The organism is Paracoccus broussonetiae (assembly GCF_031854425.1).
In the GTDB taxonomy this organism is placed as follows: Bacteria; Pseudomonadota; Alphaproteobacteria; order Rhodobacterales; family Rhodobacteraceae; genus Paracoccus; species Paracoccus broussonetiae.
In genome coordinates this window covers 24,506-46,391 of sequence record NZ_JAVRQI010000009.1, presented here as the reverse complement: position 1 = coordinate 46,391, position 21,886 = coordinate 24,506, and the positions used below count along the sequence as shown (strand labels likewise).

Sequence of the window (21,886 nt, the reverse complement as noted above, 5' to 3'; positions counted from 1 at the left end):
CTCTTCGACCCGCCGCGCCCGACTGTGCGACCATGCCTTCGGCACCCAAGCCACGTCCATACGACAAACGTATCGGGTGAATTTCCCCGGATCGGGACGGGGTCTTTGTCGGGTTGGCGGGGGCGCATTTGCCCGCCATGATATGCGGGGGAGGATGGGCATGACGGGCAGAATCATCATACTTTTGGCGGGGTTGGGCATCGCCGCACCGGCGATCGCGCAACAGGCCGCGCAGGCCGGCGGACAAAAGCCGATGCAGATCGTCCACGCGGCGGTGCTGCGCGTCGACGTTCCCGAACTTCCGCCGATTTCGCGGCTGGATACGCCGCCCGCCGACCTGGGTTTTGCCGGCGCGCGCCTTGCGATCGAGGATAACGACACCACCGGTCGCTTCATGGGCCAGGATTTCGAAGCGGCCGAGATTGCGGCGACCCCCGAAACTGCGGCGGCCGAGATGGACAAGCTGTTGTCCCAGGGTGTCACCTTCATCGTGACCCTGGCGGACGAGGATCAGACGCTGAAGCTGTCGGATCAGGTGGGCGACCGCGCGACCCTGCTGAACGCGCGGGCACGGGGCGACCGCCTGCGGGGCAAGGACTGCCGCGCCAATGTCATCCACACCGCGCCCAGCCATGCGATGCTGGCGGACGGGCTTGCGCAGTTCCTGATGTGGAAAAAGTGGAGCGACTGGTTCCTGATCTCGGGCAGCCACCCCGAAGATATCGCGCTGGCCGACGCCTATCGCCGCGCTGCCAAGAAATTCGGCGCAAAGATCGTCGAGGAGCGGACCTATGAGGATACCGGCGGCGGACGCCGGACCGACAGCGGCTATGTCCAGGTCCAGCAGCAGATGCCCGTCTTCACCCAGCGCGCAGCGGATCATCAGATCGTGATCGCTGCGGACGAGGCAGGGGTCTTCGCTCCGTGGCTGCCCTATCAGACCTGGGATCCGCGGCCAGTCGCCGGCTCGGCCGGGCTGGTGCCGCGGTCCTGGCATCCCGCGCTTGAGGCATGGGGCGCGACCCAGTTCCAGAACCGCTTCGAAAAGCTCGCCACGCGCCGCATGTGGGACGAGGACTACCAGACCTGGCTTGCCCTGCGGATGATTGGCGAGGCTGCGACCCGCACCCAAAGCACCGACCCCGTCAAGCTGAAGGAGTTCATGCTGTCCGACAAGTTCGAGGTTGCGGGCTTCAAGGGGCAGAAGCTGACCATGCGCGACTGGGATCACCAGTTGCGCCAGCCGATCCTGCTGACCACCGGGGATGTCACCTCTTCGGTCAGCCCCCAGGATCAATACCTGCACCAAAGCTCGGCCCTGGATACGCTGGGCATCGACCGTCCCGAAACCGAATGCAAGTTCTGAGGCCAAAGATGAACCATCTTGCGACTGCCATCCTGACCTCGGCGATCTGTCTGGGGCTGGGATCACCCGCACTGGCGAACCGTGTCTTCGTCAGCAATGAAAAGGGCAATGACGTCACCGTTCTTGACAGCGACACCCTGGAGGTGATCGGCCACTACCCGGTCGGCGCGCGCCCCCGCGGCATCACGATCAGCCCGGACGGGAAGGAACTTTACGTCTGCGTCTCGGATGACGACCTTGTGCGTGTCTTTAACCCCGAGACCATGGAGGAAACCCACACGCTGCCCTCCGGCCCCGACCCCGAACTGTTCGTCCTGCACCCGTCGGGGAACCCGCTTTACATCGCGAACGAGGACGACAACCTGGTCACGGTCGTCGATACCAAGACGCACAAGGTTCTGGCCGAGATCCCCGTCGGGGTCGAACCCGAGGGCATGGGCGTCAGCCCCGATGGCAAGGTGGTCATCAATACCTCGGAAACCACCAACATGGCGCATTTCATCAACAGCGAGACGTTCGAGATATTCGGCAACGTGCTGGTCGATTCGCGCCCCCGTTTTGCCCAGTTCAACAGTGCCGGGACCAAGCTTTACGTCAGTGCCGAAATCGGCGGCACGGTCACGGTCATCGATCCCGCCGCCCAGTCGGTCGAAAAGAAGATCACCTTCGAGATTCCCGGCGTCCTGCCCGAGGCGATCCAGCCCGTCGGCATCCGCGTGACCAATGATGGCAAGAAGGTGTTCGTGGCGCTTGGACCCGCGAACCGCGTCGCCGTCATCAATGGCGAGACCGACGAGGTCGAGGATTACCTTCTGGTCGGCCAGCGGGTCTGGCAGATGGCCTTTACCCCGGACGAGAAATTCCTGTTCACGACCAACGGCAACTCGAACGACGTCTCGGTGATCGACGTCGACGCCAACAAGGTCGTGAAATCCGTCGCGGTCGGCCAGCAACCCTGGGGCGTCGTCGTCGCGCCGAACTGACAAGAACGAAAAACCAAGGAGGGAAGAACATGACGCGTTTGCTGACGATCCTGATGGTCATGGCCGGGCTGGCCGCGCCCGTCTCGGCCCAGGAAGCCCCGGCGCCGAAGCCGGCGGATGCCGCCGCCCATGCCGAGCACGCCACGTCCGAGAATGCCGAGGATGATGACGACGACGACGAGGAAGAGGCAAAGGCCACCGAAGACGGCGTCCACGAGGCGGGGGCGAAATTCGACTTTGGCTTCTCGGGGATGCTGGCGCGGGACAACCGTACCCAGCTGGCGCCGCTGACACTGGCTTCGGGCAAACCTGTCGCAAGCGGTGAATACAAGCTGAAATCCGGCGGCTATTATCGCATCGACATCACCGCAGACGGCAGCCAGGAGCTTGCCTTGTCGGGTGGCGACTTCTTCCGCGCGATCTGGGTGAACGAGATCGTCATCAACGACATCGAAATCCGGCCCATGGGCGTCCATTCGCTGGAATTCGACGATGCGGGGACCGCCTCGCTCAGCTTCGTGGCCATCGTTCCGGGCCGCTATACGCTTTCCATCCCCGGCTCGCATGGGGAAACCCAGCAGGCCGTGTTCAATATCCAATAACTGCAAAGGGGGAGCGGGCATGGCCCGCTCCCGTCGACCATGCCGCAAGACGCGCTTTCCGTTCAGAATGTCAGCCACAGTTTCGGTCGTTTCCAGGCGCTGAAGGACGTCTCGCTGGCCGTGCCGAAGGGCGGGTTCACCGCCCTTCTTGGCGTCAATGGCGCGGGCAAGACCACGCTGTTTTCACTGATCACCCGTCTGTACAACAGCACGTCCGGCCGGATCGAGGTCGCGGGTCATGACCTGCGTCGCGAACCCGGTGCCGCGCTTGCGCGCCTGGGGATTGTCTTTCAGTCCCGTGCGCTGGATGCCGACCTGACCGTCAGCCAGAACCTGACCTATCACGCGGCGCTGCATGGGATTCCACGTCGCGAGGCGATGTCCCGCGCCGTCGATGTGCTGGCGCAGGTCGGGCTAGGCGACAAGATGGATGCCCGCGTCTCGGCCCTGTCTGGCGGCCAGAGCCGCCGGGCCGAGATCGCCCGCGCCCTGATCCACCGCCCCCAGATCCTGCTTCTGGACGAGGCGACCGTCGGGCTGGATGTGAAATCCCGCGCCGAGGTTGTCGAACTGACCCGCGCGCTGACGCGGCAGGGCGTCTCGGCGCTGTGGGCCACGCATATCATGGACGAGATCCGCCCCGAGGACGGGCTTGTCATCCTGCACAAGGGGCAGGTTCTGGCCGCGGGCAAGACCGCCGAGGTCACAGGGGGCGATGATCTGACTGAAGCCTTCCTGCGCCTGACCGGAGAACAGGCATGAGCCACATCCTGACACCCCGCATGTGGCTGACCGCCTTTCTTGGCATCACCCGGCGCGAGACGCTGCGCTTCGTCAACCAGCGCGGGCGGTTCCTGGCGGCATTGGTTCGGCCGCTGGTCTGGCTGTTCATCTTTGCCGCCGGATTCCGCGCGGTCCTTGGCCTGTCGATCACGCCGCCCTATCAGACCTATGTGCTGTACGAGGTTTACGTCACCCCCGGGCTTATCGCGATGATCCAGCTGTTCAACGGCATGCAAAGCTCGCTCACGATGGTTTACGACCGTGAGACGGGAGCGATGCGGACGCTGCTGGTCAGCCCGTTTCCGCGCTGGTTCCTGCTGGGATCGAAGCTGGTCGCAGGGGTGATCGTGTCGATCATCCAGGTCTACACCTTCCTGGCCATCGCCTGGTTCTGGGATGTCGAGCCGCCCTTGATGGGTTATGTGACGGTGCTGCCCGCCCTGATCCTGTCGGGGCTGATGCTGGGCGCGATGGGGCTGTTCCTGTCCTCGGCCATCCGCCAGCTGGAAAACTTCGCAGGGGTGATGAATTTTGTCATCTTCCCGATGTTCTTCGCTTCGACCGCGCTTTACCCGCTGTGGCGGATGCGCGAAAGCTCGACCCTGCTTCACGACATCTGCGCGATCAACCCCTTCACCCATGCGGTGGAGTTGATCCGCTTTGCCCTTTACGAACAGTTCGATCTGCTGTCCTTTTCGGTCGTGCTGGGTTGCCTGATCCTGTTCTTTGCAGGGGCTGTGTTCATGTATGATCCGGCCAAGGGACTTTGGGCCCGGCGAAAGGGGGGAGCATGAAATATTTGGTTCTGGCACTGGCACTGGCCGCGGCGGGCGCCGCCCATGCCGAGTCGAGCACCGATCCCGACTGGCCTTGCGTCCAGCGCAAGCAGCCGCATTTGTCGCTGGGCCAGATGTGGTCCGGGCCGGAGCCTACGGATGCGGTTCGCGAACTGGCCGGATCGCCCGAGATCGCGCGGATTGCCGACCGGCTGGAGGAACGCCGGGTGACCGTCGACCAGGCCTCGGCCGAGATCGCTGAGTTTTCGGCCACTGCGAATAACGACCAGCTTGGTGCGCTGATGGTGGCACTGTTCGACCGCATCGATCCGCACCGGACCGCCCTGATCGCCGGGATCGCGCGTTATGGCAACAAGCAGGTCGAGCTTGCCAAGCGCATCGATGACCATCGCGTCAAAATGGCCGAGATGGAAAAGGCCGAGAAGCCCGATTTCGACGCCATCGATGCCGAGGAAGCAAAGCTCGACTGGGACATGCGCATCTTTCAGGATCGCCAGCAGGCGCTGACCTATGTCTGCGAGACGCCGGTGATCCTTGAACAAAGGCTGTTCACGCTGGCCCGCGCGATCCAGACCGGCATCAAATGACCGCGCCCGCCGCCGTCATTCTGGCCGGGGGGTTGTCGACCCGCATGGGCGGCGGGAACAAGGCCCTGCGTCTGCTGGGCGGAGAGACGCTGCTGGCGCGCGTCATCTCGCGGCTTCAGCCGCAATGCGGGGCGCTGGCGATCAACGCGAACGGCGATCCCGAACAGTTCGAGGATTACGAGCTTCCCGTGATCGCGGACGGATTTTCGGGCTATGCCGGACCGATGGCCGGCGTGCTTGCGGGCATGGATTGGGCAGCGGCACAGGGCCTGGCCGAAGTGGTCAGCGTCAGCGTCGATACTCCGTTCCTGCCCCATGATCTGGTCCACCGCCTGATCGAGGCCAGGGGCAGGTCGGGCCTTGCCGTCGCGGCGAGTGCGGGCCGAAACGGGGTGCTACGCGACCATCCGACCTGTTCGCTTTGGCCGGTGGCGCTGCGTGGCGATCTTCGCGCGGCGTTGGAATCCGGGTTGCATCGCATCGGCCAGTTCGCGGCCGCCTATGATCCGGGGCGTGCTGTTTTCGACAGCAACCCGCGCGATCCCTTCATGAACCTGAACACGCCCGAAGACCTCAGCGACGCCGCGCGCCTGCTGTGATCCGCCCACAAGTGGACCTTCGGGTTCATTTTTACCCGCGCAGGCTGTAACCAGTCTGTGGGGCTTCTGGAATCCTTGAGCGGAACTGCCTTGGCATCAACAGGAGCATCGATCTTCAACAACTGAGAGGAAGCGGGATGACCAACCGAAGCGTCGATCCGTCGGTCGCAGAGCCGAAATGGAATTTGGTCGGGCCGGGACTGGTCGTGGCCGCGACAGGCGTCGGTGCGGCCGACCTGATCGCCACCACGGTCGCCGGAAGCAAATACGGCTATGCGCTGCTTTGGGCGGTCGTCGCGGGCTGCATCATGAAGGTCATCCTGGTCGAGGGCGCGGGTCGTTACAGCCTTGCCACCGGCAAGACCATCTTCGAGGGGTGGAGCAGCCTGGGCCGCTGGACGCATTGGTATTTCGGCCCCTATATCGTCATCTGGGGCTTCGTCTATGGCGCGGCGGCGATGGCGGGAACAGGGCTTGCGCTTTACTCGCTTTTCCCGTTCCTCAGCGTCGCGGCCTGGGGAATCCTGTCCGGGCTTGCCGGCATGCTGCTGGTCTGGTCGGGCCGCTACGACCTGTTCGAAAAGATCCTGACGGCGATGGTGGTGCTGATGTTCGTCACCATGCTGCTTGCCGCGGCCCTGACCCTGCCCAACCTTGGCGAGGTGCTGAAGGGCTTGGTCCCGATGATCCCCGAAGGCGCGCTGATCAACGTCCTCAGCGTCGCGGGCGGTGTCGGCGGGACCATCACGCTGGCGGCCTATGGCTATTGGCTGCGTGAAAAGGGCTGGGACACGCCCCGCTTCATGCGGGTCATGCGGATGGACAACGGCATCGCCTATCTGGTGACCGGGCTTTTCGTCATCTCGACCCTGATCGTCGGGGCCGAGCTGCTGCATTCCGCGGGTATCGCCATCGGCAAGGGGGACCAGGGCATGGTCGACCTGGCCAGTGTCCTGGGCGAGCGCTACGGCACCTGGATGAGCAAGCTGTTCCTGATCGGCTTCTGGGCCGCGTCCATGAGCTCTCTGGTCGGGGTCTGGAACGGCGTCAGCCTGATGTTCGCCGACTTCCTTGGCCATGTGCAGGGCAAGCCGCATGACCATCCCGACCGGCTTGCGGGCGGGCGTTACTACAAGTTCTACATCTTCTGGCTGACCGTGCCGCCGATGGTCATGATGTTCCTGGGCCAGCCCGTCTATCTGATCCTGGCTTACGGCGTGCTCGGGTCGCTGTTCATGCCCTATATGGCGATCACGCTGCTGTGGATCCTGAACACGGACCGCGTTCCGGCGGAGTGGCGCAACCGGCCGCTGACCAACCTGATGCTGCTGCTTTGCGCGCTGGCCTTTATCGCGCTGGCGCTGAACGAGCTTTACACCCGCATCGCCGGCCTGTTCTAGGACGGCCTTCCGGGTCCGGCGTGCTGCCGGGCCCGGAGTTCACACGCCGAAGCGCCGCCATGCCCGGGCCAGTGCCAGCCCGACCAGACGCGCAAAGACGACCGTCAGCACGGCAAGGACCAGCAACGCGGCAAAGACCAGGTCGGTCTTCATCCGGCCGTTCGCATGGATCATCAGCGCGCCAAGTCCGCGCGCCCCCCCGACCCACTCGCCGATGACCGCGCCGATCGGCGCATAGACCGCCGCCAGCCGCAGGCCCGTCGCCAGTTGCGGCAGCGCCGCAGGAATGCGCAGGTGACGCATGATCCGGGTGGGAGACGCGCCCATCACCCGCGCCAGATCCAGCGCCGATTGTGGCGTCCGGGTCAGCCCGTCCAGAAAGGCCGAGGCGACCGGGAAAAACACGATCAGAACTGTCATCGCGATTTTCGGCGCCATGCCGAAGCCCAGCCACAGTGTCAGGATCGGGGCCAGCGCAAAGACAGGAATGGTCTGGCTGAAGGTCAGGATCGGGCGCAGGACGGCCGTCAGCCTGTCGGAAAATCCCATTGCGATGGCCAGCAGCGCGCCCAGCAGCGCGCCCAGCAGAAAGCCCAGCACCACCTCGGAAAGGGTGAAACCGGCATGGCGCAGGATCTCGGCCCGGTTCAGCCAAAGCGCCTCTGCCACCGCAGTGGGCGAGGGCAGCAGGAAGGGCGGCATGCCCGCCAGCCAGATCACGCCCTGCCACAGCGCAAGGGTGACGACGATTAGCGCGGCGATGGTCTTCATGCCATCATCCCCCGCATCAGATCGGCCTGCAGCGCCAGCACCTCGGGCGCGTCATAGGGGCGCGCGCCGCCCGGTGGCCGGGGCAGGGGCACGGGCCATTCGCTCAGCCCTTCCTCGCGCAGCAGCAGGATGCGGTCGCCCAGCCGTGCGGCTTCGGCCGGGTCATGCGTCACCAGCAGCACGGTCCGCCCCGCCAGCAGGCGCGCAGACAGGTCCTGCATCTGAGCCCGCGTCCGCGCGTCCAGCGCCGAAAAGGGTTCATCCAGCAGGACCAGCGGCCGGTCCTCGAACAGGGTGCGGGCCAGCGCCACGCGCTGGCGCTGGCCGCCCGACAGGTTGGCGGGCAGGTGATGGGCGCGGTCGGCCAGACCGACCGCCTCGATCAATGCGCTAGCGCGGTTCTGGTCGGGGGTTTCGCCGCGCAGGCGCGCGCCCAGCGTCACGTTGCCGGTCACATCCAGCCAGCCGATCAGCCCGGCATCCTGCGCCATCAGGGCGACGGGACGGTCCGTCATCACCTCGCCTTCGAAGCGCGCGCCGGTGTCCAGTCCGGCGATCAGGCGCAGGATCGTGGACTTGCCGACGCCCGAGGGGCCCAGCAGGCAGGTCCAGCCACCCTCGGCCAAGGTCAGGTCGACCGGAGCAAACAGCGGCGCATCGCCCACCCAGGCCTGTCCGTGGACGCGCGCGGCGGTCATGCCCGGCCCAGACTCCAGAAAGCGACCTCAAGCCGGGTCGCGGTGGCAAACCGCTCCTGCAGGGCGGCCCAGCGGGGTGAGGTCTCGGGGTGATCTCCCAGCCGCTTGACCAACGCGCTGTCCAGAAGCTGTCCGGCCTTGACGCAGGCGTCCTGATACTCGGCCCCGGCATAGGTCTCGATCCAGTCGCGATAGGGCGTGTCGGGTGCGCAGTCGCGGGCAAGGCGTGTCCCGATTTCGCCATACCCCAGCACGCAGGGCATCAAGGCAGCCAGCAGGTCAAGGAAATCGCCCGAAAGTCCGGCATCCATGACATAGCGGGTATAGGCGATGTTGGTTATCGCCTCGGGCGTGCGGGTCAAGGCGTCCACGTCGATCCCCGCGCTTGCGCAGGTCTGGACGTGCAGGCTCATCTCGTGATCCAGCAGCGCGTGGACCGTCGCCGAACAGGCGCGCATCTCGTCCAGGTCGCCGGCCTTGACCACCGCCAACGCCCATGCGCGCGAGAAGTGGATCAGGAACAGATAGTCCTGCACCAGATAGGCAAGGAAATCCGCCCGCGGCAATGTGCCGTCACGCATGCCCTCGACAAAGGCGTGGCGGGTATAGGCATCCCAATCGGGCGCGGCGTCCCGCCATGCGGCGAATGTGCGGCCATAGGTCATTCTGCACCCAGATCTTCGGCCAGTTCCGACACCGGCAGCACGCTGTCGGTCAGCCCGGCCTCATGAAGAAAGGCCTCGAAGCGGGAATAGCGGCCCTGGTCCAGTGCGGCGGGGCTTTGCGAAAAGCGGGGCAGGGTGTCCTTCCACGCCGCTGCGTTCAATTCGTCCTTGAGATCGGGCGCAGTGCCCGAGAACAGCTGCCACGCCTCGTCCGGGTGGTTCACCATGTATTGGGCGCCACGTTCGACCGCGTGCAGGAAGCGGCGGGTCTTGTTCGTGTCCATCGTCTGGGGATTGGCGACGAAGATCAGCTCGTCATAGGTCGGCACCCCCTGTTCCTCGATGAAGAAGCAGCGGCCCTCGGCCCCTTCCTGGCGCATCTGGGTCAGCTCGAAATTGCGATAGCCGCCGATCGTCGCATCGACCTGGCCAGCGATCAGGGCGGGGGACAGCGACCAGTTCACGTTGACCATCTCGACATCGGACATGCCAAGGCCCGCGGTCTTGAGGATCTGGCCAACCAGCGCCTCTTCGACGCCCGAGACCGAATAGCCGATCTTCTTGCCCTTCAGGTCGGCGATCGTCTGGACGGGGCCGTCCGCCTTGACCATCAGGCAGTTCAGCGGGGTCGCGACCAGCGTGCCCACCCGCTTCAGCGGCAGGCCCGCATGGACCTGCAGATGCAGTTGCGGCTGATAGCTGATCGCAAGGTCCGCCTTTCCGGCGGCGACTAGTTTGGGCGGATCGGCCGGATCGGCAGGGGCGACCACCTCGACGTCCAGCCCTTCATCGGCAAAGAAGCCCTTTTCCTGCGCGATGATGACGGGGGCGTGGTCGGGGTTCACGAACCAGTCCAGCATCAGGGTCAGCTTGTCCTGCGCGAAAGCGGGCTGGGCCAGCAGGGCCAAAGCGGCGGCCAGGGCATGGGGCAGGGCGAAATGCTTCATTCCGGTATTCCTCCAAGGGCAAGCAGGGTGATCTCGCCGTTCCAGCGGCGGGACAGGGCATCGGCGGCGCGCCACGACCGCAGCCCCGAGCGGCAGGCCAGCACCACGCGCTGACCGGGTCGGGGCAGGGGGCCTGTCGCACCATAGCCGGGGTGACGCAGGGCATCAGGGGTGGCCTTGCGGGGGGCCTCGTCCTCGGGGCGCAGGTCGACCACCATGTCATCGTCGCGGATGTCTTCGGCCGCGATGAAGCGGGGACCGTCGCATTCGGGTGCCGCATCGAAACGGAACTGGGTCAGTCGTCCGCCCTCGAACCGGGTGAATTGCCCCAGCGGAGAGGGTTCCAACCCCAGGATAACCGCCAGCGCCATCTGCGCCTGCAGGCAACCCAGCATTCCGACGACCGGGCCCAGCACGCCCGCCGTGGCGCAGGTCTGGCCGGTATCGGGCGGGTCGGGGAACAGCGCCCGCAGGCTGGGTGCGCCCGCGCAGAAGCCGCCGACATAGCCTGAAAGCCCCAGAGCCGAGGCCGAGATCAGCGGCCGCCTTGCGGCAAGGCAGGTGTCGGACAGCGTATAGCTGGCGGCATAGCTGTCGGCACAGTCCAGCACCACATCCGCCCCGGCGACCAGGTCGGGGGCATTCGCAGGGGTCAGCCGGTCGACCAGCGCCACCATCTGCACTGCGGGGTTAAGCCGCACCACCGCTTGCGCGGCCGCCTGCACCTTGGGCTGGCCCAGATCCTTCATGCGAAAGATCGGCTGGCGGTGCAGGTTCGTTTCCTCGACAGTGTCGGGGTCGATCAGCGTGATCCGACCGATGCCCGCCCCAGCCAGATATTGCAGCGCGGGAACGCCCAGCCCGCCAGCGCCGACCATCAGGACATGCGCCGCGCCGATGCGCGACTGACCTTCGGCCCCGACCTCGGGCAAGATCATCTGGCGGGCATAGCGGTTCATTTCGCCACCGCCAGCCATTCGCGAATCCGGCCTTCGGGATCAGCGTTCAGTGTGATGTCGGTCACGGCCGAGGCGATATCGGCCCCCGCCGCATAGGCCTGCTTCGCGCGGTCGGGGGTCACGCCGCCAATGGCGACAAGCGGGGTCGTGCCCACCAGGTTGCGCCACTCGCTGACGCGCTCCAGCCCCTGCTGCTCCCATTTCATCTTCTTCAGGATGGTCGGCCAGACCGGGCCAAGGGCGATGTAATCCGGCTTCAGCGCCAGCGCCCGGTCCAGTTCGGCATGGTCATGGGTCGAGACGCCCAGCCGCAGCCCGGCCTTGCGGATCGCGGCGATATCGGCGGTGTCCAGATCCTCTTGCCCAAGATGGACGAAATCGCAGCCAAGCTCGATAGCGGCCTGCCAATGGTCGTTGATGACCAGCGTCGCGCCATGACTGCGGCACAATTCGTGGCAAAGCGCCAGCTCGCCCAGCAGCTTGCGCGGCGACTGATCCTTGATGCGGATCTGGACCAACCGGACGCCCAGCGGCAGCGCCCGCCTGAGCCAGTCGGCATTGTCGAAGATCGGGTAAAATCGGGGAAGCCTCATCCCAGCACCGCCATTCCAAAGACAGGGGTCGAAGGCGCGGCCATGTCGCGCGCCTCGATCGGGTTCGCGGCATGGGCAAGCTGCCCCGCCTCGATCGCCAGCGCCATCGCGCGCGCCATCGCCACCGGATCGCCAGCCTTGGCGACGGCGGTGTTCAGCAGGACCGCGTCATAGCCCAGTTCCATCGCCTGCGCGGCATGGCTGGGCAGGCCGATCCCGGCATCGACGACCAGCGTCACCTGCGGGAAATGGGCGCGCAGGGACCGCAGGCCATAGGGGTTGTTCAGCCCCCGGCCCGAACCGATGGGCGCACCCCAGGGCATCAGCACCTCGCATCCCGCATCCAGCAGGCGGCCACAGACGGACAGATCCTCGGTGCAATAGGGAAAGACCTGGAAGCCGTCATCGGCCAGGATCTTCGCGGCCTCGACCAGTGCGATCACGTCGGGGCACAGGGTGTCGTCGTCGCGGATGACTTCAAGCTTGATCCAGGGAGTGCCGAACAGCTCGCGCGCCATCTGCGCGGTGGTCACGGCCTCGCGCACGGAATGGCATCCGGCGGTATTGGGCAGGACGGGAATCCCAAGACCCCGGATGATGTCGTGAAACGCCTGTCCCGCCCCGCCTTCGCGGCGCAGGGATACGGTGGCGATACCCGCGCCCGACGCCCGGAACGCCTGCTCCATGATCGCGGGCGAGGGGTAAAGCGCGGTGCCCAGCATCAACGGGCTGTCGACCGGGGTTCCGTAAAAGACCGGCATCTCAGCCTCCTTGCATCGGCGCGACGACTTCCAGCGCGTCGCCCGGTTTCAGCGTGGTGCCCGCGCGCAGACCGGCGGGCAGGAAATCCCCGTTCAGCGCGGTGGCCACCTTGGCCTCGCCCAGCCCGATTTCGGCCAGCGCCTCGGCGACGGTCGGACCGATCAGGTCGCGCGCCTCTCCGTTAAGGGTGATCTTCATCCATGAACTCCGGTTTCCGGCCCGTGGTCAGGTACTCGGCGGCCATGCGGGCCACGGCGGGGGCCAGAAGATAGCCGTGGCGGTAAAGGCCGTTTGCGAAAAGCGTGTTCCCGCGCCGCCGAAGGCGGGGCAGGTTGTCGGGAAAGGCGGGGCGGGCATCCGCGCCCAGCTCCATGATCTCGGCCTCGGCAAAGCCGGAATGCAGGGCATAGGCGGCGCTCAGCATCTCGACGGCCGAGCGGGCGGTGACGCGGTGCTTGCCGCCGGTTTCCAGCATCGTCGCCCCGATCATGTAGATGCCGTCGCCGCGGGGGACGATGTAAAGCGGGATGCGGGGATGAAGCAGCCGCACGGTCCGGGTCAGCGTCACCTCGGGGCAGCGCAGGACCAGCATCTCTCCCCGGACGCCGCGCAGGTCTGTCAGCGCGTCGCGGGCGGTCAGTCCGCGCGCATCGACGACGCGATCGGTGGGGGTGCCCTCGGTCTGGATGACCATGCCCCTGGCCGCCAGACGGTCGCGCAGGACGCGAAGGGCGTCGCGCGGGTTCAGATGCGCCTCGGTCCCGAAGAACAGGCCGCGGGGGAAGCGCCCGGCAAGCTCTGGCTCCAGCTCGGCGATCTCGGCACCGGTGACGGGGCGATGCTCGGTCGTCATGCGGGCAAAACGGTCCAGCTCGGCCCGGTCGCGCGAGGGTGCAAGGACCAGCGTGCCGCGACGCGTGACCTCCACCCCCTGCGCCTGCCACCAGTCGGCGGCATCAAGACCAAGGCGGACCACCACCGGCTCGGCGCTTTCCGCCTCGCAATAGGGGGCCAGCATCCCGCCCGCGCGCCAGCTGCAGGCATGGTTGCCGGGGCCGCCAGCAGGGTCGATGATGCGCGGGGTATGGCCGCGGGCGGCAAGCTCGGTCGCGATGGCAAGGCCCATCACCCCGGCGCCAAGGACGGTGATCTGGGTCATGACCGCCCCCACAGCGCGTGGAAATGGTGCACCGGGCCGTGACCCAGCCCGACGGACAGGTCATCCGCCGCCGCGATTGCACCCTGCAGCCAGCGATGCGCGCGGGTGACGGCCTCGGGCACGGTCATGCCCTGCGCAAGGCCCGCGGCGATGCCCGAGGAAAGCGAACATCCCGTGCCATGCGTGTTCCGTGTCGCAAGACGCGGGGCGGTTAGTGTCAGGGGGTGGGGTCCGATCAGCAGGTCGGTGCAGGTCTCGCCCTCGGCATGGCCGCCCTTCATCAGGACGTGGGCGGCGCCAAGCCGGGACAGGGCATGGCCCTGCTCGGCCATCTGGCCGGGCGTGACGGCGGGGGCAAGGCCCAGCAACCGCGCGGCCTCGGGAAGGTTCGGGGTCAGGACCGTTGCCAGAGGAATCAGCTGATCCCTGAGCGCCGCGACCGAATCCTCGGGCAGCAGCGCATCGCCCGATTTCGCCACCATGACCGGGTCCAGCACGACCGGGATCGGATTGGTTTCAAGCAGCGCCCGCAGCCGTTCGGCGACGGCTGTGATCACATCCGGTCCGCCCAGCATGCCGATCTTGATCGCGCGGATGTCCAGATCGCCGAAAACGGCATCGATCTGGGCGACAACCATCGCCGGGCTGACGGCTTCGACCGCTGCCACCGTGCGGGTATTCTGCGCGGTGATCGCTGTGATCACAGAGGCGCCGAAAACCCCCAGCGCCGAGAAGCTTTTCAGATCCGCCTGAATGCCAGCGCCGCCCCCGCTGTCGGATCCGGCGATGGTCAGGGCGATGGGATGCGACATGTCCCGCCTTTCGTTTCGGCCGGTCCATGCTGGTGGGTGGATATGCGCGTCCGTGGTCGGGGCTGTCCCGTCGCGGCGCTCTACCCTTCCCTACGCCGGCATGACCCGGATCAGGTTCGATGGGTCGGTGCCCGGCACCTCTCAGCCCCGTTGCGGGACTCCCCAAGTGTAGAAATTGTGACGTCAACCTAGGGCCGAAGCCCGCGCCCCGCAAGGGTCATCGATAATAGGAACGGAACCACTCGACATAGGCGGCCATCCCGTCCGGCACCTGTGTCTGGGGTGCATAGCCGGTCAGGCTGCGCAGCAGCGTGGTATCCGCCCAGGTGGCGGGCACATCACCGGGTTGCATCGGCAGCAATTGGCGGATCGCCTGCTTGCCGGTCGCCTTTTCGATCGCCGCAATGAAATCGACCAGTTCGACTGGCGCGCCATTGCCGATATTGACGACCCGAAAGGGGGCGACGGGCGATAGGCTGTCCTCGGGGCCGACGGGTTCCTTGCCAGGCACCGCGTCCATCAGCAGGCGGATCGCCCGGGCAAGATCGGTGACATAGGTGAAGTCGCGGCGCATGTTCCCGTGGTTGAAGACCTTGATAGGTTCGCCCCGCAGGATCGCGTTGGTGAAAAGCCAGGGCGCCATGTCGGGGCGCCCCCAAGGTCCATAGACCGTGAAGAAGCGGAACATCGTCACCGGCAGGCCGAACAGATGCGCATAGCTGTGGGCCATCGCCTCGGTCGATTTCTTGCTGGCGGCATAGAAGGACATTTGGCAATCGGCCTTGTCCGTCTCGCGATAGGGCATCCGGGTATTCGCACCGAAGACGGAACTGGTCGAGGCCAGCAGCAGGTGTCGCGGCGGATGGGCGCGCGCCGCCTCGAGCAGTTCGAACGTGCCGACGATGTTCGACTGCAGATAGGCGCGGGGATTTTCGATCGAATGCCGCACTCCGGCCTGCGCGGCCAGGTGAACGACCAGATCCGGCTTGTGCTCGCCCAGAAGCGAGGTCAGCAGCCCCGGTTCCTCGACTCGCGCGCGGATGGCGGTGAAGCGTGGATCGCCGCGCAGAAGCGCTTCCCGAGATTCCTTCAGCGCCACATCGTAATAGGGATCGTGGGCGTCCAGGCCGATGACTTCGGCATCCTCATCCAGCAGGTGCCGGGCCAGGTGAAAGCCGATGAACCCGGCGGCGCCGGTGATCAGCACGCGCATCAGTCGACTCCGTAAAGGTCGCGGGTAAAGACCTTGTCCTCGACATCGGCCAGTTCGGGGGTCATGCGGTTGGTGACGATCAGGTCGACCTGCTTCTTGAAGGCGTCAAGGTCGCGCACCACGGGGCTGTGGAAGAAGTGATCCTCGGCCAGCACGGGTTCATAGACGATGCAGGGGATGCCCTTGGCCTTGATCCGCTTCATGATGCCCTGGATCGAGCTGTCGCGGAAATTGTCCGAGCCGGCCTTCATCACCAGACGATAGACGCCGACCAGCTTGGGCTGGCGGGCGATGATCTGGTCGGCGATGAAATCCTTGCGGGTGCGGTTCGATTCCACCACCGCCGCGATCAACTGCTGCGGCACCTGATCGTAATTGGCCAGAAGCTGCTTGGTGTCCTTGGGCAGGCAATAGCCGCCATAGCCGAAGCTGGGATTGTTGTAGTGGGCCCCGATCCGGGGATCGAGGCCGACCCCCTCGATGATCTCGCGCGTGTTCAGTCCGCGCGACACGGCATAGCTGTCCAGCTCATTGAAATAGGCGACCCGCAGCGCAAGATAGGTGTTCGAGAACAGCTTGATCGCCTCGGCCTCGATCGCGCCGGTGAACAGGACGGGCATGTCCTTGCGCAGCGCGCCCTGGACCAGCAGGTCGGCAAATTCCCGCGCGGCCGGGCTGTGGTCGCCGACGACGATGCGCGAGGGGTGAAGGTTGTCGTAAAGCGCACGCCCCTCACGCAGGAATTCGGGCGAGAAGACGATCCCGTCATAGCCGGTCGCGGCCCGCATCTCGTCGACGAAGCCTACGGGGACGGTAGACTTTACCACGATCGTCGCCTCGGGTGCGTGGCGGCGGGCAAGGTCGATCACCTTCTGGACGCTGGACGTGTCGAAATGGTTGCTGCGGCTGTCATAATTCGTGGGCGTCGCGATGACGACGAAATGCGCGTCCTGCAGCGCCGCGGTGGCATCGGTGGTCGCGGTCAGGTCCAGCGATTTTTCGGACAGCCATTGCGTGATGTCCGGGTCTTCGATGGGCGAGCGCCGGGCATTCACCAGATCGACGCGGACCGGGTTCACATCAAGTGCGACAACCTTGTTGTGCTGGGCCAGCAGGACGGCAATCGACATGCCGACGTAACCCAGACCTGCTACGGTAATCTTCATCTGCGAATTCCGCCCCTGTTTTCACTTGCCTAGCACAGCCATTACCGCCGCAGAAGCCCGGCAGGTGCCTTCTCTGCCTTGCGACTGGTATACCAAGATGCCAAATAGGGGCGACCCCAAGGAGAGAGGACCCTCCCCATGACCTTCACCCCCCATGGTAAACATTTGATCGCCGGCGAATGGGTCGGCTCGGACCAGCAATTCATGTCGGAACCGGCGCATGGCCCGGCCCATCCGTTCAGCGTCGGCACCGTCGATCTGGTGAACCGCGCCTGCGAGGCCGCCGAGGACGCATTCTGGTCCTATGGCTATTCCACGCGTGAGGAGCGCGCGCGCTTCCTGGACACCATTGCTGACGAGATCGAGGCCCGCGCCGAGGCGATCACCCAGATCGGCACCCAGGAAACCGGCCTGCCCGAAGGCCGCCTGCAGGGCGAGCGTGGCCGCACCACCGGCCAGCTGCGCCTGTTCGCGGACCATATCCGCAAGGGCGAATACCTTGACCGCCGCGTCGATGCCGCGCTGCCCGATCGCAAGCCCGCGGCGCGCCCGGAAATCCGCCTGGTCGAGCGTCCGATCGGACCGGTCGCGGTCTTTGGTGCCTCGAACTTCCCGCTGGCCTTCTCGACCGCGGGCGGCGACACCGCTGCGGCGCTGGCCGCTGGCTGCCCGGTCGTGGTCAAGGGTCACTCGGCCCATCCCGGCACCGGAGAGATCATTGCCGAGGCGGTCGCCGCCGCGATCGTCAAATGCGGCGTGCATCCGGGCGTCTTCAGCCTGATCCAGGGCGGCCGCCGCGATGTCGGCACGGCGCTGGTCCAGCACCCGCGCATCAAGGCCGTCGGTTTCACCGGATCGCTGGGTGGTGGACGTGCGCTGTTCGACCTTTGCGCGCAGCGCCCCGAGCCGATCCCCTTCTTCGGGGAACTCGGTTCCGTGAACCCGATGTTCCTGATGCCGCAGGCGATGGCCGCGCGGGCCGAAGAAATCGGCGCCGGCTGGGCCGGGTCGCTGACGATGGGCGCAGGCCAGTTCTGCACCAACCCGGGCATTTCCGTCGTGATCGACGGGCCGGAAGCAGACCGCTTCACTTCTGCCGCAAAGGCCGGACTGGAAAAGGTCGGGCCGCAGGTGATGCTGACCGAAGGCATTGCGAAAGCCTATCGCGACGGCAAGGAACGCTTCGAGTCGCGCAACTCGGTCACGCCGGTCCACACCACCGAATCCTCCGGTCGCGAGGCGAACCCGAACCTTTATGAAACCACCGCCGAGGCCTATCTCCAGGACCACGCGCTGGGTGAAGAGGTCTTCGGACCGCTTGGCCTGATCGTGCGCGTTTCGTCGGTGGACGAAATGGTGAAGCTGGCCAAGGGCTTCGAGGGTCAGCTGACGACCACGATCCACATGGATGCGGGCGATCTGGCCGACGCGCAGAAGCTGCGCCCGGTGCTGGAGCGCAAGGCTGGCCGCGTGCTGGTCAACGGCTTCCCGACCGGCGTGGAAGTGGTGGACGCAATGGTTCATGGCGGGCCTTACCCGGCTTCGACCAATTTCGGCGCGACCTCGGTCGGCACCCTGTCGATCCGTCGCTTCCTGCGCCCGGTCAGCTATCAGGGCTTCCCCGAGGAGCTGCTGCCCGAAGACCTGCGCTGAGCGCGGGCACGGGCCGGAGGAAAGACGAAGGGCCGGGATGCAAATCCCGGCCCTTTGCATGTCGTGGCCAGGCGCCTTACGGCGTGACGATGTTGAACCAGAACTCGAACTTGTCGAGATACGAGACCAGCTCGGTCAGCTTGGCCTGATCGCCCGTGACCTTGACCTCGCCCGAGGAGGTCGCCTGATCCAGGGTTTCCTCGCCCAGCATGATCTTGTTCAGGGCCGAACGCGGCAGGGTCACCGTCGCGGCGGCATCGTCGGCCTGAATATCCTTGGTGTGGTTCAGGACGCCGTTTTCCAGCTGCACAAGATATTTGCCGTCTTCGCCGAAGTCGAAGTTCAGCTTCATCGCGGCATCACCCGCTTTCGCGGCATCAAGACGGACACCGGCATAGTCGAAGATCATCTCAAGCGACATGGCCTCGATCGTGTCGGGGCTGGCGGTGTTCGGGGTCGGCAGTTCAGCCACGCCCTTGCGCAGTTCCTGCGCGCCCGACAGGTAGAAGTTGCGCCACGGGCCGGATTCGGCCTGATAGCCCAGCTGTTCCAGAGCGTCCGCGGTCAGGTCCTTGGCCGGCTGGTTGTCGGGATCGGCAAAGACGACCTTGTTCATGACCTCGGCGACCCAGCGATAGTTGCCGGCGTCGTAGTCTTTCTTCGCCTTTTCCATCACGGCATCGGCGCCGCCCATGTATTCCACGAACTTCTTGGCGCCATCGACCGGCTGCAATTCGTGCAGGGTCGAGGGGTTTCCGTCGAACCAGCCCAGATACAGCACATAGGTCGCGGCGACGTCGTGATAGATCGAGCCGTAATAGCCGCGGCTGGCCCAGAACTTGTCAAGCGCCGGCGGCAGTTTGAAGTTCTCGGCGATCTCGCGCATGGTCATGCCCTTGTTGACCATGTTGAGCGTGCTGTCGTTGATGTAGCGATACAGGTCGCGCTGCTTCTCAAGCAGTTCGACGACCTTATCGTTGCCCCAGGTTGGCCAGTGGTGCTGCGCAAAGACGACCTCGGCCTTGTCGCCCCACATGACCAGCGCTTCGTTCAGGTATTTCGACCACGGCAGCGGTTCGCGGATCTTGGCGCCACGCAGCGAATAGGTGTTGTGCAGCGTGTGGGTCGCATCCTCGGAAGCTTCGATGGCCTTGTATTCCTCGACATACCACAGCATTTCCGAAGGCGCTTCCGAACCCGGCGCCATCAGGAATTCATAGGTGCGGCCGTCGATGGTTTCCTTCTGGCCGGTCTTGGTGATGATGTCGGTCGGCGGGATCAGTGTGACGGTCCCGGCCGAAGTCGTGGTGCCCAGGCCAGCGCCGACCTGACCTTTTTCATCGGGGGGCAGAAGGTTGCCATACATATAGCTGGCGCGGCGGCTCATCGCGTTGCCGGCAAAGACGTTCTCGGCAACGGCTGCTTCAAGGAAGCCCTCGGGCGCATAGATCTTGACCGCGCCGGATTTGACATCATCCTCGTTCACGACGCCGCGGACGCCGCCATAATGGTCGACGTGGCTGTGCGTATAGATGACCGCCTTGACCGGTTTCTTGCCGCGATGCTGGTAATAAAGGTCCAGCGCGACCTTGGCGGTTTCGGCCGAAACCAGCGGGTCGACGATGGTGATGCCCTCATCACCCTCGATGATCGTCATGTTCGACAGGTCAAGGTTGCGGACCTGATAGATCCCGTCCTTCACAACCTCGAACAGGCCGCTGATATTGATCAGCTGCGACTGACGCCAAAGGCTGGGGTTGACGGTTTTCGGGGCTTCGGAGCCTTCCTTGATGAAACCGTATTTACCCGGGTCCCAGATCAGCGCGCCATCCGCGGTCTTCAGCATTTCCGGGGGGAGGTCGGCGAGCTTTCCGCGGTTGGCATCGTCGAAATCGGTCTTGTCGTCGAAGGGCAAATAATCGAGCAGCGCCGCATTGGCCTGGTTCGTCGCCTCGGTCGCGTCCTTGCGGGGGTCGCTGTCCTGAGCCATTGCCGGCACCGCAAAGGCAACAGCAATTGCTGCCGCCTGCATTAGGCGAAACTTCTGCATCGAACTAACCTTTCCAGTTTGGAGGGTGAGTCATACCTTTCTCCGAGGCATGTTCCCTGCGGGAAGGATGCATGAGGGTTGTATATCGTCAAGCGCCTTCGCTTTGCCTTTGGACGGTTATTCGATTGACCTGCGCGAGCCCCGGATATTTGATTTTCTTGCCAATTTTGTCGCTTTCGCTGGCAAACTGCGGCATTATGACGGGGCAACCACGCGGGCTTGCAGAGATTCTGCAGGTATCTGCCATACTGCGACAAAAAGGCGCGGAATTGGGCCCCGACAATTACGTCAATGGCATTTTCGGGGGCATTTTTTCGGATTCCGCGGTCGCTTTTGTCTTGTCGAATTGTCAGATTAATCGAATTTCTGGTTGGGGAACTTTGGTATTTCTCATTTTGATCTCGAAGGATTGATAAGGTCATATTCTCTTCCCCGAGGATAATATCCTCCTTCCTCCTGCAGAAAACGGGACCGAGCGCCTCAAAAAACCGCATCGCAATGCGCTTGACCCCCGTGCCGTCCATGAACAGAATCAAGGGCCGCCGGGCGGGATTTGAAAATGCAGGAGTTGGGTGTGGTGACAGGCAGGAACGTGATCTTCGACCTTGGGGCGGTACTGATCGAATGGGATGCGGCACTTGCCTTTGCCGACGTCTTCACCACCCGCGACGCGGCCGAAGACTGGATGCGGCAGATCGATTTCGCGGGCTGGAACCGGCTTCAGGATGGCGGGCGCAGCTTTGCAGAAGGAGTCGCCGTGGCACGGGCGCAGCATGGTCCGTTGGCCGATCCGCTGGAGGGGTATCTTGCCGCGTTTCACCTGACGATCGAGAATCCCGTTCCCGGTAGTTGGGCCATTGTCGATGCGCTGAACGCGCGCGAGGTGCCGCTGTTCGCGATCACCAACTGGGCGGCCGAAACCTGGCCCGCGGCGCTGGAGGTCCATCCCCGCCTTGCCAGCGTGTTTCGCGACATCGTCGTCTCGGGGCAAGTGGCGCAGTTGAAGCCCCAGCCCGAGATCTTTCGCCTGCTGATGCAGCGCAACGGATTGTCGCCCGCGGATTGCGTGTTCATCGACGACAGCCGCGCGAATGTCGAAGGTGCGCGCGTTCTTGGCATGGACGCGATTCACTTCACGGATGCCGAAAACCTGGAGCGAGAGCTGGCGGAACGCGGATTTTTTGCCTGACTGGCCATTTTTCACCCCGAAAGGGGCGATTTTTCACGCCCCGATCACGGGACCATCACATGATGCGGTGCATGTTGTCCTTGCCAGACGCCCGAAGCGGATGCCAGCGCATCCCGGCAACCGGGTCGGGCG

At 64.9% G+C, this 21,886-nt stretch carries 24 protein-coding genes and 1 riboswitch; of the genes, 11 read left to right on the top strand and 13 right to left on the bottom strand.

The window, feature by feature from the left end:
- Positions 1-160 precede the first annotated feature (160 nt).
- The 8 genes from RM190_RS12600 to RM190_RS12565 all read left to right on the top strand — a co-directional run bounded on the left by RM190_RS12600 (position 161) and on the right by RM190_RS12565 (position 7,117).
- The gene (locus RM190_RS12600; protein WP_311759802.1) at positions 161-1,366 is read left to right on the top strand and encodes an ABC transporter substrate-binding protein; all 1,206 of its coding nucleotides are present in this window, start codon (positions 161-163) and stop codon (positions 1,364-1,366) included.
- Positions 1,367-1,374: 8 nt separating this feature from the next.
- Complete coding sequence (locus RM190_RS12595) at positions 1,375-2,349, top strand: YVTN family beta-propeller repeat protein (RefSeq protein WP_311759801.1); 975 nt, start codon at positions 1,375-1,377, stop codon at positions 2,347-2,349.
- A 29-nt stretch (positions 2,350-2,378) separates the two neighbouring features.
- Positions 2,379-2,951, top strand: a complete 573-nt coding sequence (locus tag RM190_RS12590; protein ID WP_311759800.1) for a hypothetical protein — start codon at positions 2,379-2,381, stop codon at positions 2,949-2,951.
- Positions 2,952-2,990: 39 nt separating this feature from the next.
- Entirely contained in the window at positions 2,991-3,713 is a 723-nt protein-coding gene (locus RM190_RS12585; protein ID WP_311759799.1) for an ABC transporter ATP-binding protein, read from the top strand.
- The gene (locus RM190_RS12580; protein ID WP_311759798.1) at positions 3,710-4,528 is read left to right on the top strand and encodes an ABC transporter permease; all 819 of its coding nucleotides are present in this window, start codon (positions 3,710-3,712) and stop codon (positions 4,526-4,528) included. Before RM190_RS12585 ends, RM190_RS12580 begins: the two co-directional genes overlap by 4 nt.
- Entirely contained in the window at positions 4,525-5,118 is a 594-nt protein-coding gene (locus tag RM190_RS12575; RefSeq protein ID WP_311759797.1) for a hypothetical protein, read from the top strand. The genes RM190_RS12580 and RM190_RS12575 overlap by 4 nt, the downstream gene beginning before the upstream one ends.
- Positions 5,115-5,717 carry a molybdenum cofactor guanylyltransferase MobA gene (gene mobA, locus RM190_RS12570; RefSeq protein WP_311759796.1) on the top strand — a complete coding sequence of 201 codons (603 nt, stop codon included), beginning with the start codon at positions 5,115-5,117 and terminating at the stop codon, positions 5,715-5,717. The genes RM190_RS12575 and mobA overlap by 4 nt, the downstream gene beginning before the upstream one ends.
- Before the next feature lie 137 nt (positions 5,718-5,854).
- The gene (locus RM190_RS12565) at positions 5,855-7,117 is read left to right on the top strand and encodes an Nramp family divalent metal transporter (protein WP_311759795.1); all 1,263 of its coding nucleotides are present in this window, start codon (positions 5,855-5,857) and stop codon (positions 7,115-7,117) included.
- A 39-nt stretch (positions 7,118-7,156) separates the two neighbouring features.
- Here the strand turns inward: RM190_RS12565 and RM190_RS12560 are convergent, their stop codons facing one another.
- From RM190_RS12560 to RM190_RS12505, 12 genes are all read right to left on the bottom strand, one after another.
- Positions 7,157-7,888: an ABC transporter permease gene (locus RM190_RS12560; RefSeq protein ID WP_311759794.1), complete on the bottom strand. Its 732-nt coding sequence runs from the start codon at positions 7,886-7,888 to the stop codon at positions 7,157-7,159.
- Positions 7,885-8,586: an ABC transporter ATP-binding protein gene (locus RM190_RS12555; protein ID WP_311759793.1), complete on the bottom strand. Its 702-nt coding sequence runs from the start codon at positions 8,584-8,586 to the stop codon at positions 7,885-7,887. Before RM190_RS12555 ends, RM190_RS12560 begins: the two co-directional genes overlap by 4 nt.
- The gene (gene tenA / locus RM190_RS12550; RefSeq protein WP_311759792.1) at positions 8,583-9,251 is read right to left on the bottom strand and encodes a thiaminase II; all 669 of its coding nucleotides are present in this window, start codon (positions 9,249-9,251) and stop codon (positions 8,583-8,585) included. Before tenA ends, RM190_RS12555 begins: the two co-directional genes overlap by 4 nt.
- Positions 9,248-10,198 carry an ABC transporter substrate-binding protein gene (locus RM190_RS12545; RefSeq protein ID WP_311759791.1) on the bottom strand — a complete coding sequence of 317 codons (951 nt, stop codon included), beginning with the start codon at positions 10,196-10,198 and terminating at the stop codon, positions 9,248-9,250. The genes tenA and RM190_RS12545 overlap by 4 nt, the downstream gene beginning before the upstream one ends.
- The gene (locus RM190_RS12540) at positions 10,195-11,157 is read right to left on the bottom strand and encodes a HesA/MoeB/ThiF family protein (protein ID WP_311759790.1); all 963 of its coding nucleotides are present in this window, start codon (positions 11,155-11,157) and stop codon (positions 10,195-10,197) included. The genes RM190_RS12545 and RM190_RS12540 overlap by 4 nt, the downstream gene beginning before the upstream one ends.
- On the bottom strand, positions 11,154-11,750 hold the full coding sequence (locus RM190_RS12535) for a thiamine phosphate synthase (RefSeq protein ID WP_311759789.1): 597 nt from the start codon (positions 11,748-11,750) through the stop codon (positions 11,154-11,156). The genes RM190_RS12540 and RM190_RS12535 overlap by 4 nt, the downstream gene beginning before the upstream one ends.
- The gene (locus tag RM190_RS12530; RefSeq protein WP_311759788.1) at positions 11,747-12,511 is read right to left on the bottom strand and encodes a thiazole synthase; all 765 of its coding nucleotides are present in this window, start codon (positions 12,509-12,511) and stop codon (positions 11,747-11,749) included. Before RM190_RS12530 ends, RM190_RS12535 begins: the two co-directional genes overlap by 4 nt.
- 1 nt (position 12,512) lies before the next feature.
- Positions 12,513-12,710 carry a sulfur carrier protein ThiS gene (gene thiS / locus RM190_RS12525; protein ID WP_311759787.1) on the bottom strand — a complete coding sequence of 66 codons (198 nt, stop codon included), beginning with the start codon at positions 12,708-12,710 and terminating at the stop codon, positions 12,513-12,515.
- Positions 12,694-13,671: an FAD-dependent oxidoreductase gene (locus RM190_RS12520; RefSeq protein ID WP_311759786.1), complete on the bottom strand. Its 978-nt coding sequence runs from the start codon at positions 13,669-13,671 to the stop codon at positions 12,694-12,696. Before RM190_RS12520 ends, thiS begins: the two co-directional genes overlap by 17 nt.
- Positions 13,668-14,483, bottom strand: coding sequence for a bifunctional hydroxymethylpyrimidine kinase/phosphomethylpyrimidine kinase (gene thiD, locus RM190_RS12515; RefSeq protein ID WP_311759785.1), 816 nt, complete (start codon positions 14,481-14,483; stop codon positions 13,668-13,670). The genes RM190_RS12520 and thiD overlap by 4 nt, the downstream gene beginning before the upstream one ends.
- A 70-nt stretch (positions 14,484-14,553) precedes the next feature.
- Positions 14,554-14,658: riboswitch (TPP riboswitch) on the bottom strand.
- Positions 14,659-14,700: 42 nt separating this feature from the next.
- Positions 14,701-15,699 carry an NAD-dependent epimerase/dehydratase family protein gene (locus RM190_RS12510; protein ID WP_311759980.1) on the bottom strand — a complete coding sequence of 333 codons (999 nt, stop codon included), beginning with the start codon at positions 15,697-15,699 and terminating at the stop codon, positions 14,701-14,703.
- A complete protein-coding gene (locus tag RM190_RS12505; protein WP_311759784.1) occupies positions 15,696-16,862 on the bottom strand; it encodes a nucleotide sugar dehydrogenase in 1,167 nt (388 codons plus the stop codon). The genes RM190_RS12510 and RM190_RS12505 overlap by 4 nt, the downstream gene beginning before the upstream one ends.
- Positions 16,863-17,000: 138 nt before the next feature.
- Here RM190_RS12505 and RM190_RS12500 point away from each other — a divergent pair, with 138 nt between their 5' ends.
- Entirely contained in the window at positions 17,001-18,515 is a 1,515-nt protein-coding gene (locus RM190_RS12500; RefSeq protein WP_311759783.1) for an aldehyde dehydrogenase (NADP(+)), read from the top strand.
- A 76-nt stretch (positions 18,516-18,591) separates the two neighbouring features.
- Here the strand turns inward: RM190_RS12500 and RM190_RS12495 are convergent, their stop codons facing one another.
- A complete protein-coding gene (locus tag RM190_RS12495; protein ID WP_311759782.1) occupies positions 18,592-20,565 on the bottom strand; it encodes an alkyl/aryl-sulfatase in 1,974 nt (657 codons plus the stop codon).
- A gap of 71 nt (positions 20,566-20,636) precedes the next feature.
- Between RM190_RS12495 and RM190_RS12490 the strand changes: the two genes are divergently transcribed.
- Both RM190_RS12490 and RM190_RS12485 read left to right on the top strand, forming a co-directional pair.
- Positions 20,637-20,978, top strand: a complete 342-nt coding sequence (locus RM190_RS12490; protein ID WP_311759781.1) for a hypothetical protein — start codon at positions 20,637-20,639, stop codon at positions 20,976-20,978.
- Between the two features lie 146 nt (positions 20,979-21,124).
- Positions 21,125-21,754 carry an HAD family hydrolase gene (locus tag RM190_RS12485; protein ID WP_311759780.1) on the top strand — a complete coding sequence of 210 codons (630 nt, stop codon included), beginning with the start codon at positions 21,125-21,127 and terminating at the stop codon, positions 21,752-21,754.
- Positions 21,755-21,886 lie beyond the last annotated feature (132 nt).

Coding starts and splice junctions, on each gene's coding strand:
- RM190_RS12540 (WP_311759790.1), bottom strand. CDS start 11,157: ATGAACCGCTATGCCCGCCAGATGATCTTGCCCGAGGTCGGGGCCGAA.
- RM190_RS12545 (WP_311759791.1), bottom strand. CDS start 10,198: ATGAAGCATTTCGCCCTGCCCCATGCCCTGGCCGCCGCTTTGGCCCTG.
- RM190_RS12500 (WP_311759783.1), top strand. CDS start 17,001: ATGACCTTCACCCCCCATGGTAAACATTTGATCGCCGGCGAATGGGTC.
- mobA (WP_311759796.1), top strand. CDS start 5,115: ATGACCGCGCCCGCCGCCGTCATTCTGGCCGGGGGGTTGTCGACCCGC.
- RM190_RS12580 (WP_311759798.1), top strand. CDS start 3,710: ATGAGCCACATCCTGACACCCCGCATGTGGCTGACCGCCTTTCTTGGC.
- RM190_RS12595 (WP_311759801.1), top strand. CDS start 1,375: ATGAACCATCTTGCGACTGCCATCCTGACCTCGGCGATCTGTCTGGGG.
- RM190_RS12490 (WP_311759781.1), top strand. CDS start 20,637: ATGAGGGTTGTATATCGTCAAGCGCCTTCGCTTTGCCTTTGGACGGTT.
- RM190_RS12600 (WP_311759802.1), top strand. CDS start 161: ATGACGGGCAGAATCATCATACTTTTGGCGGGGTTGGGCATCGCCGCA.
- RM190_RS12575 (WP_311759797.1), top strand. CDS start 4,525: ATGAAATATTTGGTTCTGGCACTGGCACTGGCCGCGGCGGGCGCCGCC.
- thiS (WP_311759787.1), bottom strand. CDS start 12,710: ATGAAGATCACCCTTAACGGAGAGGCGCGCGACCTGATCGGTCCGACC.
- thiD (WP_311759785.1), bottom strand. CDS start 14,483: ATGTCGCATCCCATCGCCCTGACCATCGCCGGATCCGACAGCGGGGGC.
- RM190_RS12535 (WP_311759789.1), bottom strand. CDS start 11,750: ATGAGGCTTCCCCGATTTTACCCGATCTTCGACAATGCCGACTGGCTC.
- RM190_RS12495 (WP_311759782.1), bottom strand. CDS start 20,565: ATGCAGAAGTTTCGCCTAATGCAGGCGGCAGCAATTGCTGTTGCCTTT.
- RM190_RS12590 (WP_311759800.1), top strand. CDS start 2,379: ATGACGCGTTTGCTGACGATCCTGATGGTCATGGCCGGGCTGGCCGCG.
- RM190_RS12485 (WP_311759780.1), top strand. CDS start 21,125: ATGCAGGAGTTGGGTGTGGTGACAGGCAGGAACGTGATCTTCGACCTT.
- RM190_RS12555 (WP_311759793.1), bottom strand. CDS start 8,586: ATGACCGCCGCGCGCGTCCACGGACAGGCCTGGGTGGGCGATGCGCCG.
- RM190_RS12585 (WP_311759799.1), top strand. CDS start 2,991: ATGCCGCAAGACGCGCTTTCCGTTCAGAATGTCAGCCACAGTTTCGGT.
- RM190_RS12530 (WP_311759788.1), bottom strand. CDS start 12,511: ATGCCGGTCTTTTACGGAACCCCGGTCGACAGCCCGTTGATGCTGGGC.
- RM190_RS12520 (WP_311759786.1), bottom strand. CDS start 13,671: ATGACCCAGATCACCGTCCTTGGCGCCGGGGTGATGGGCCTTGCCATC.
- RM190_RS12505 (WP_311759784.1), bottom strand. CDS start 16,862: ATGAAGATTACCGTAGCAGGTCTGGGTTACGTCGGCATGTCGATTGCC.
- RM190_RS12565 (WP_311759795.1), top strand. CDS start 5,855: ATGACCAACCGAAGCGTCGATCCGTCGGTCGCAGAGCCGAAATGGAAT.
- RM190_RS12560 (WP_311759794.1), bottom strand. CDS start 7,888: ATGAAGACCATCGCCGCGCTAATCGTCGTCACCCTTGCGCTGTGGCAG.
- tenA (WP_311759792.1), bottom strand. CDS start 9,251: ATGACCTATGGCCGCACATTCGCCGCATGGCGGGACGCCGCGCCCGAT.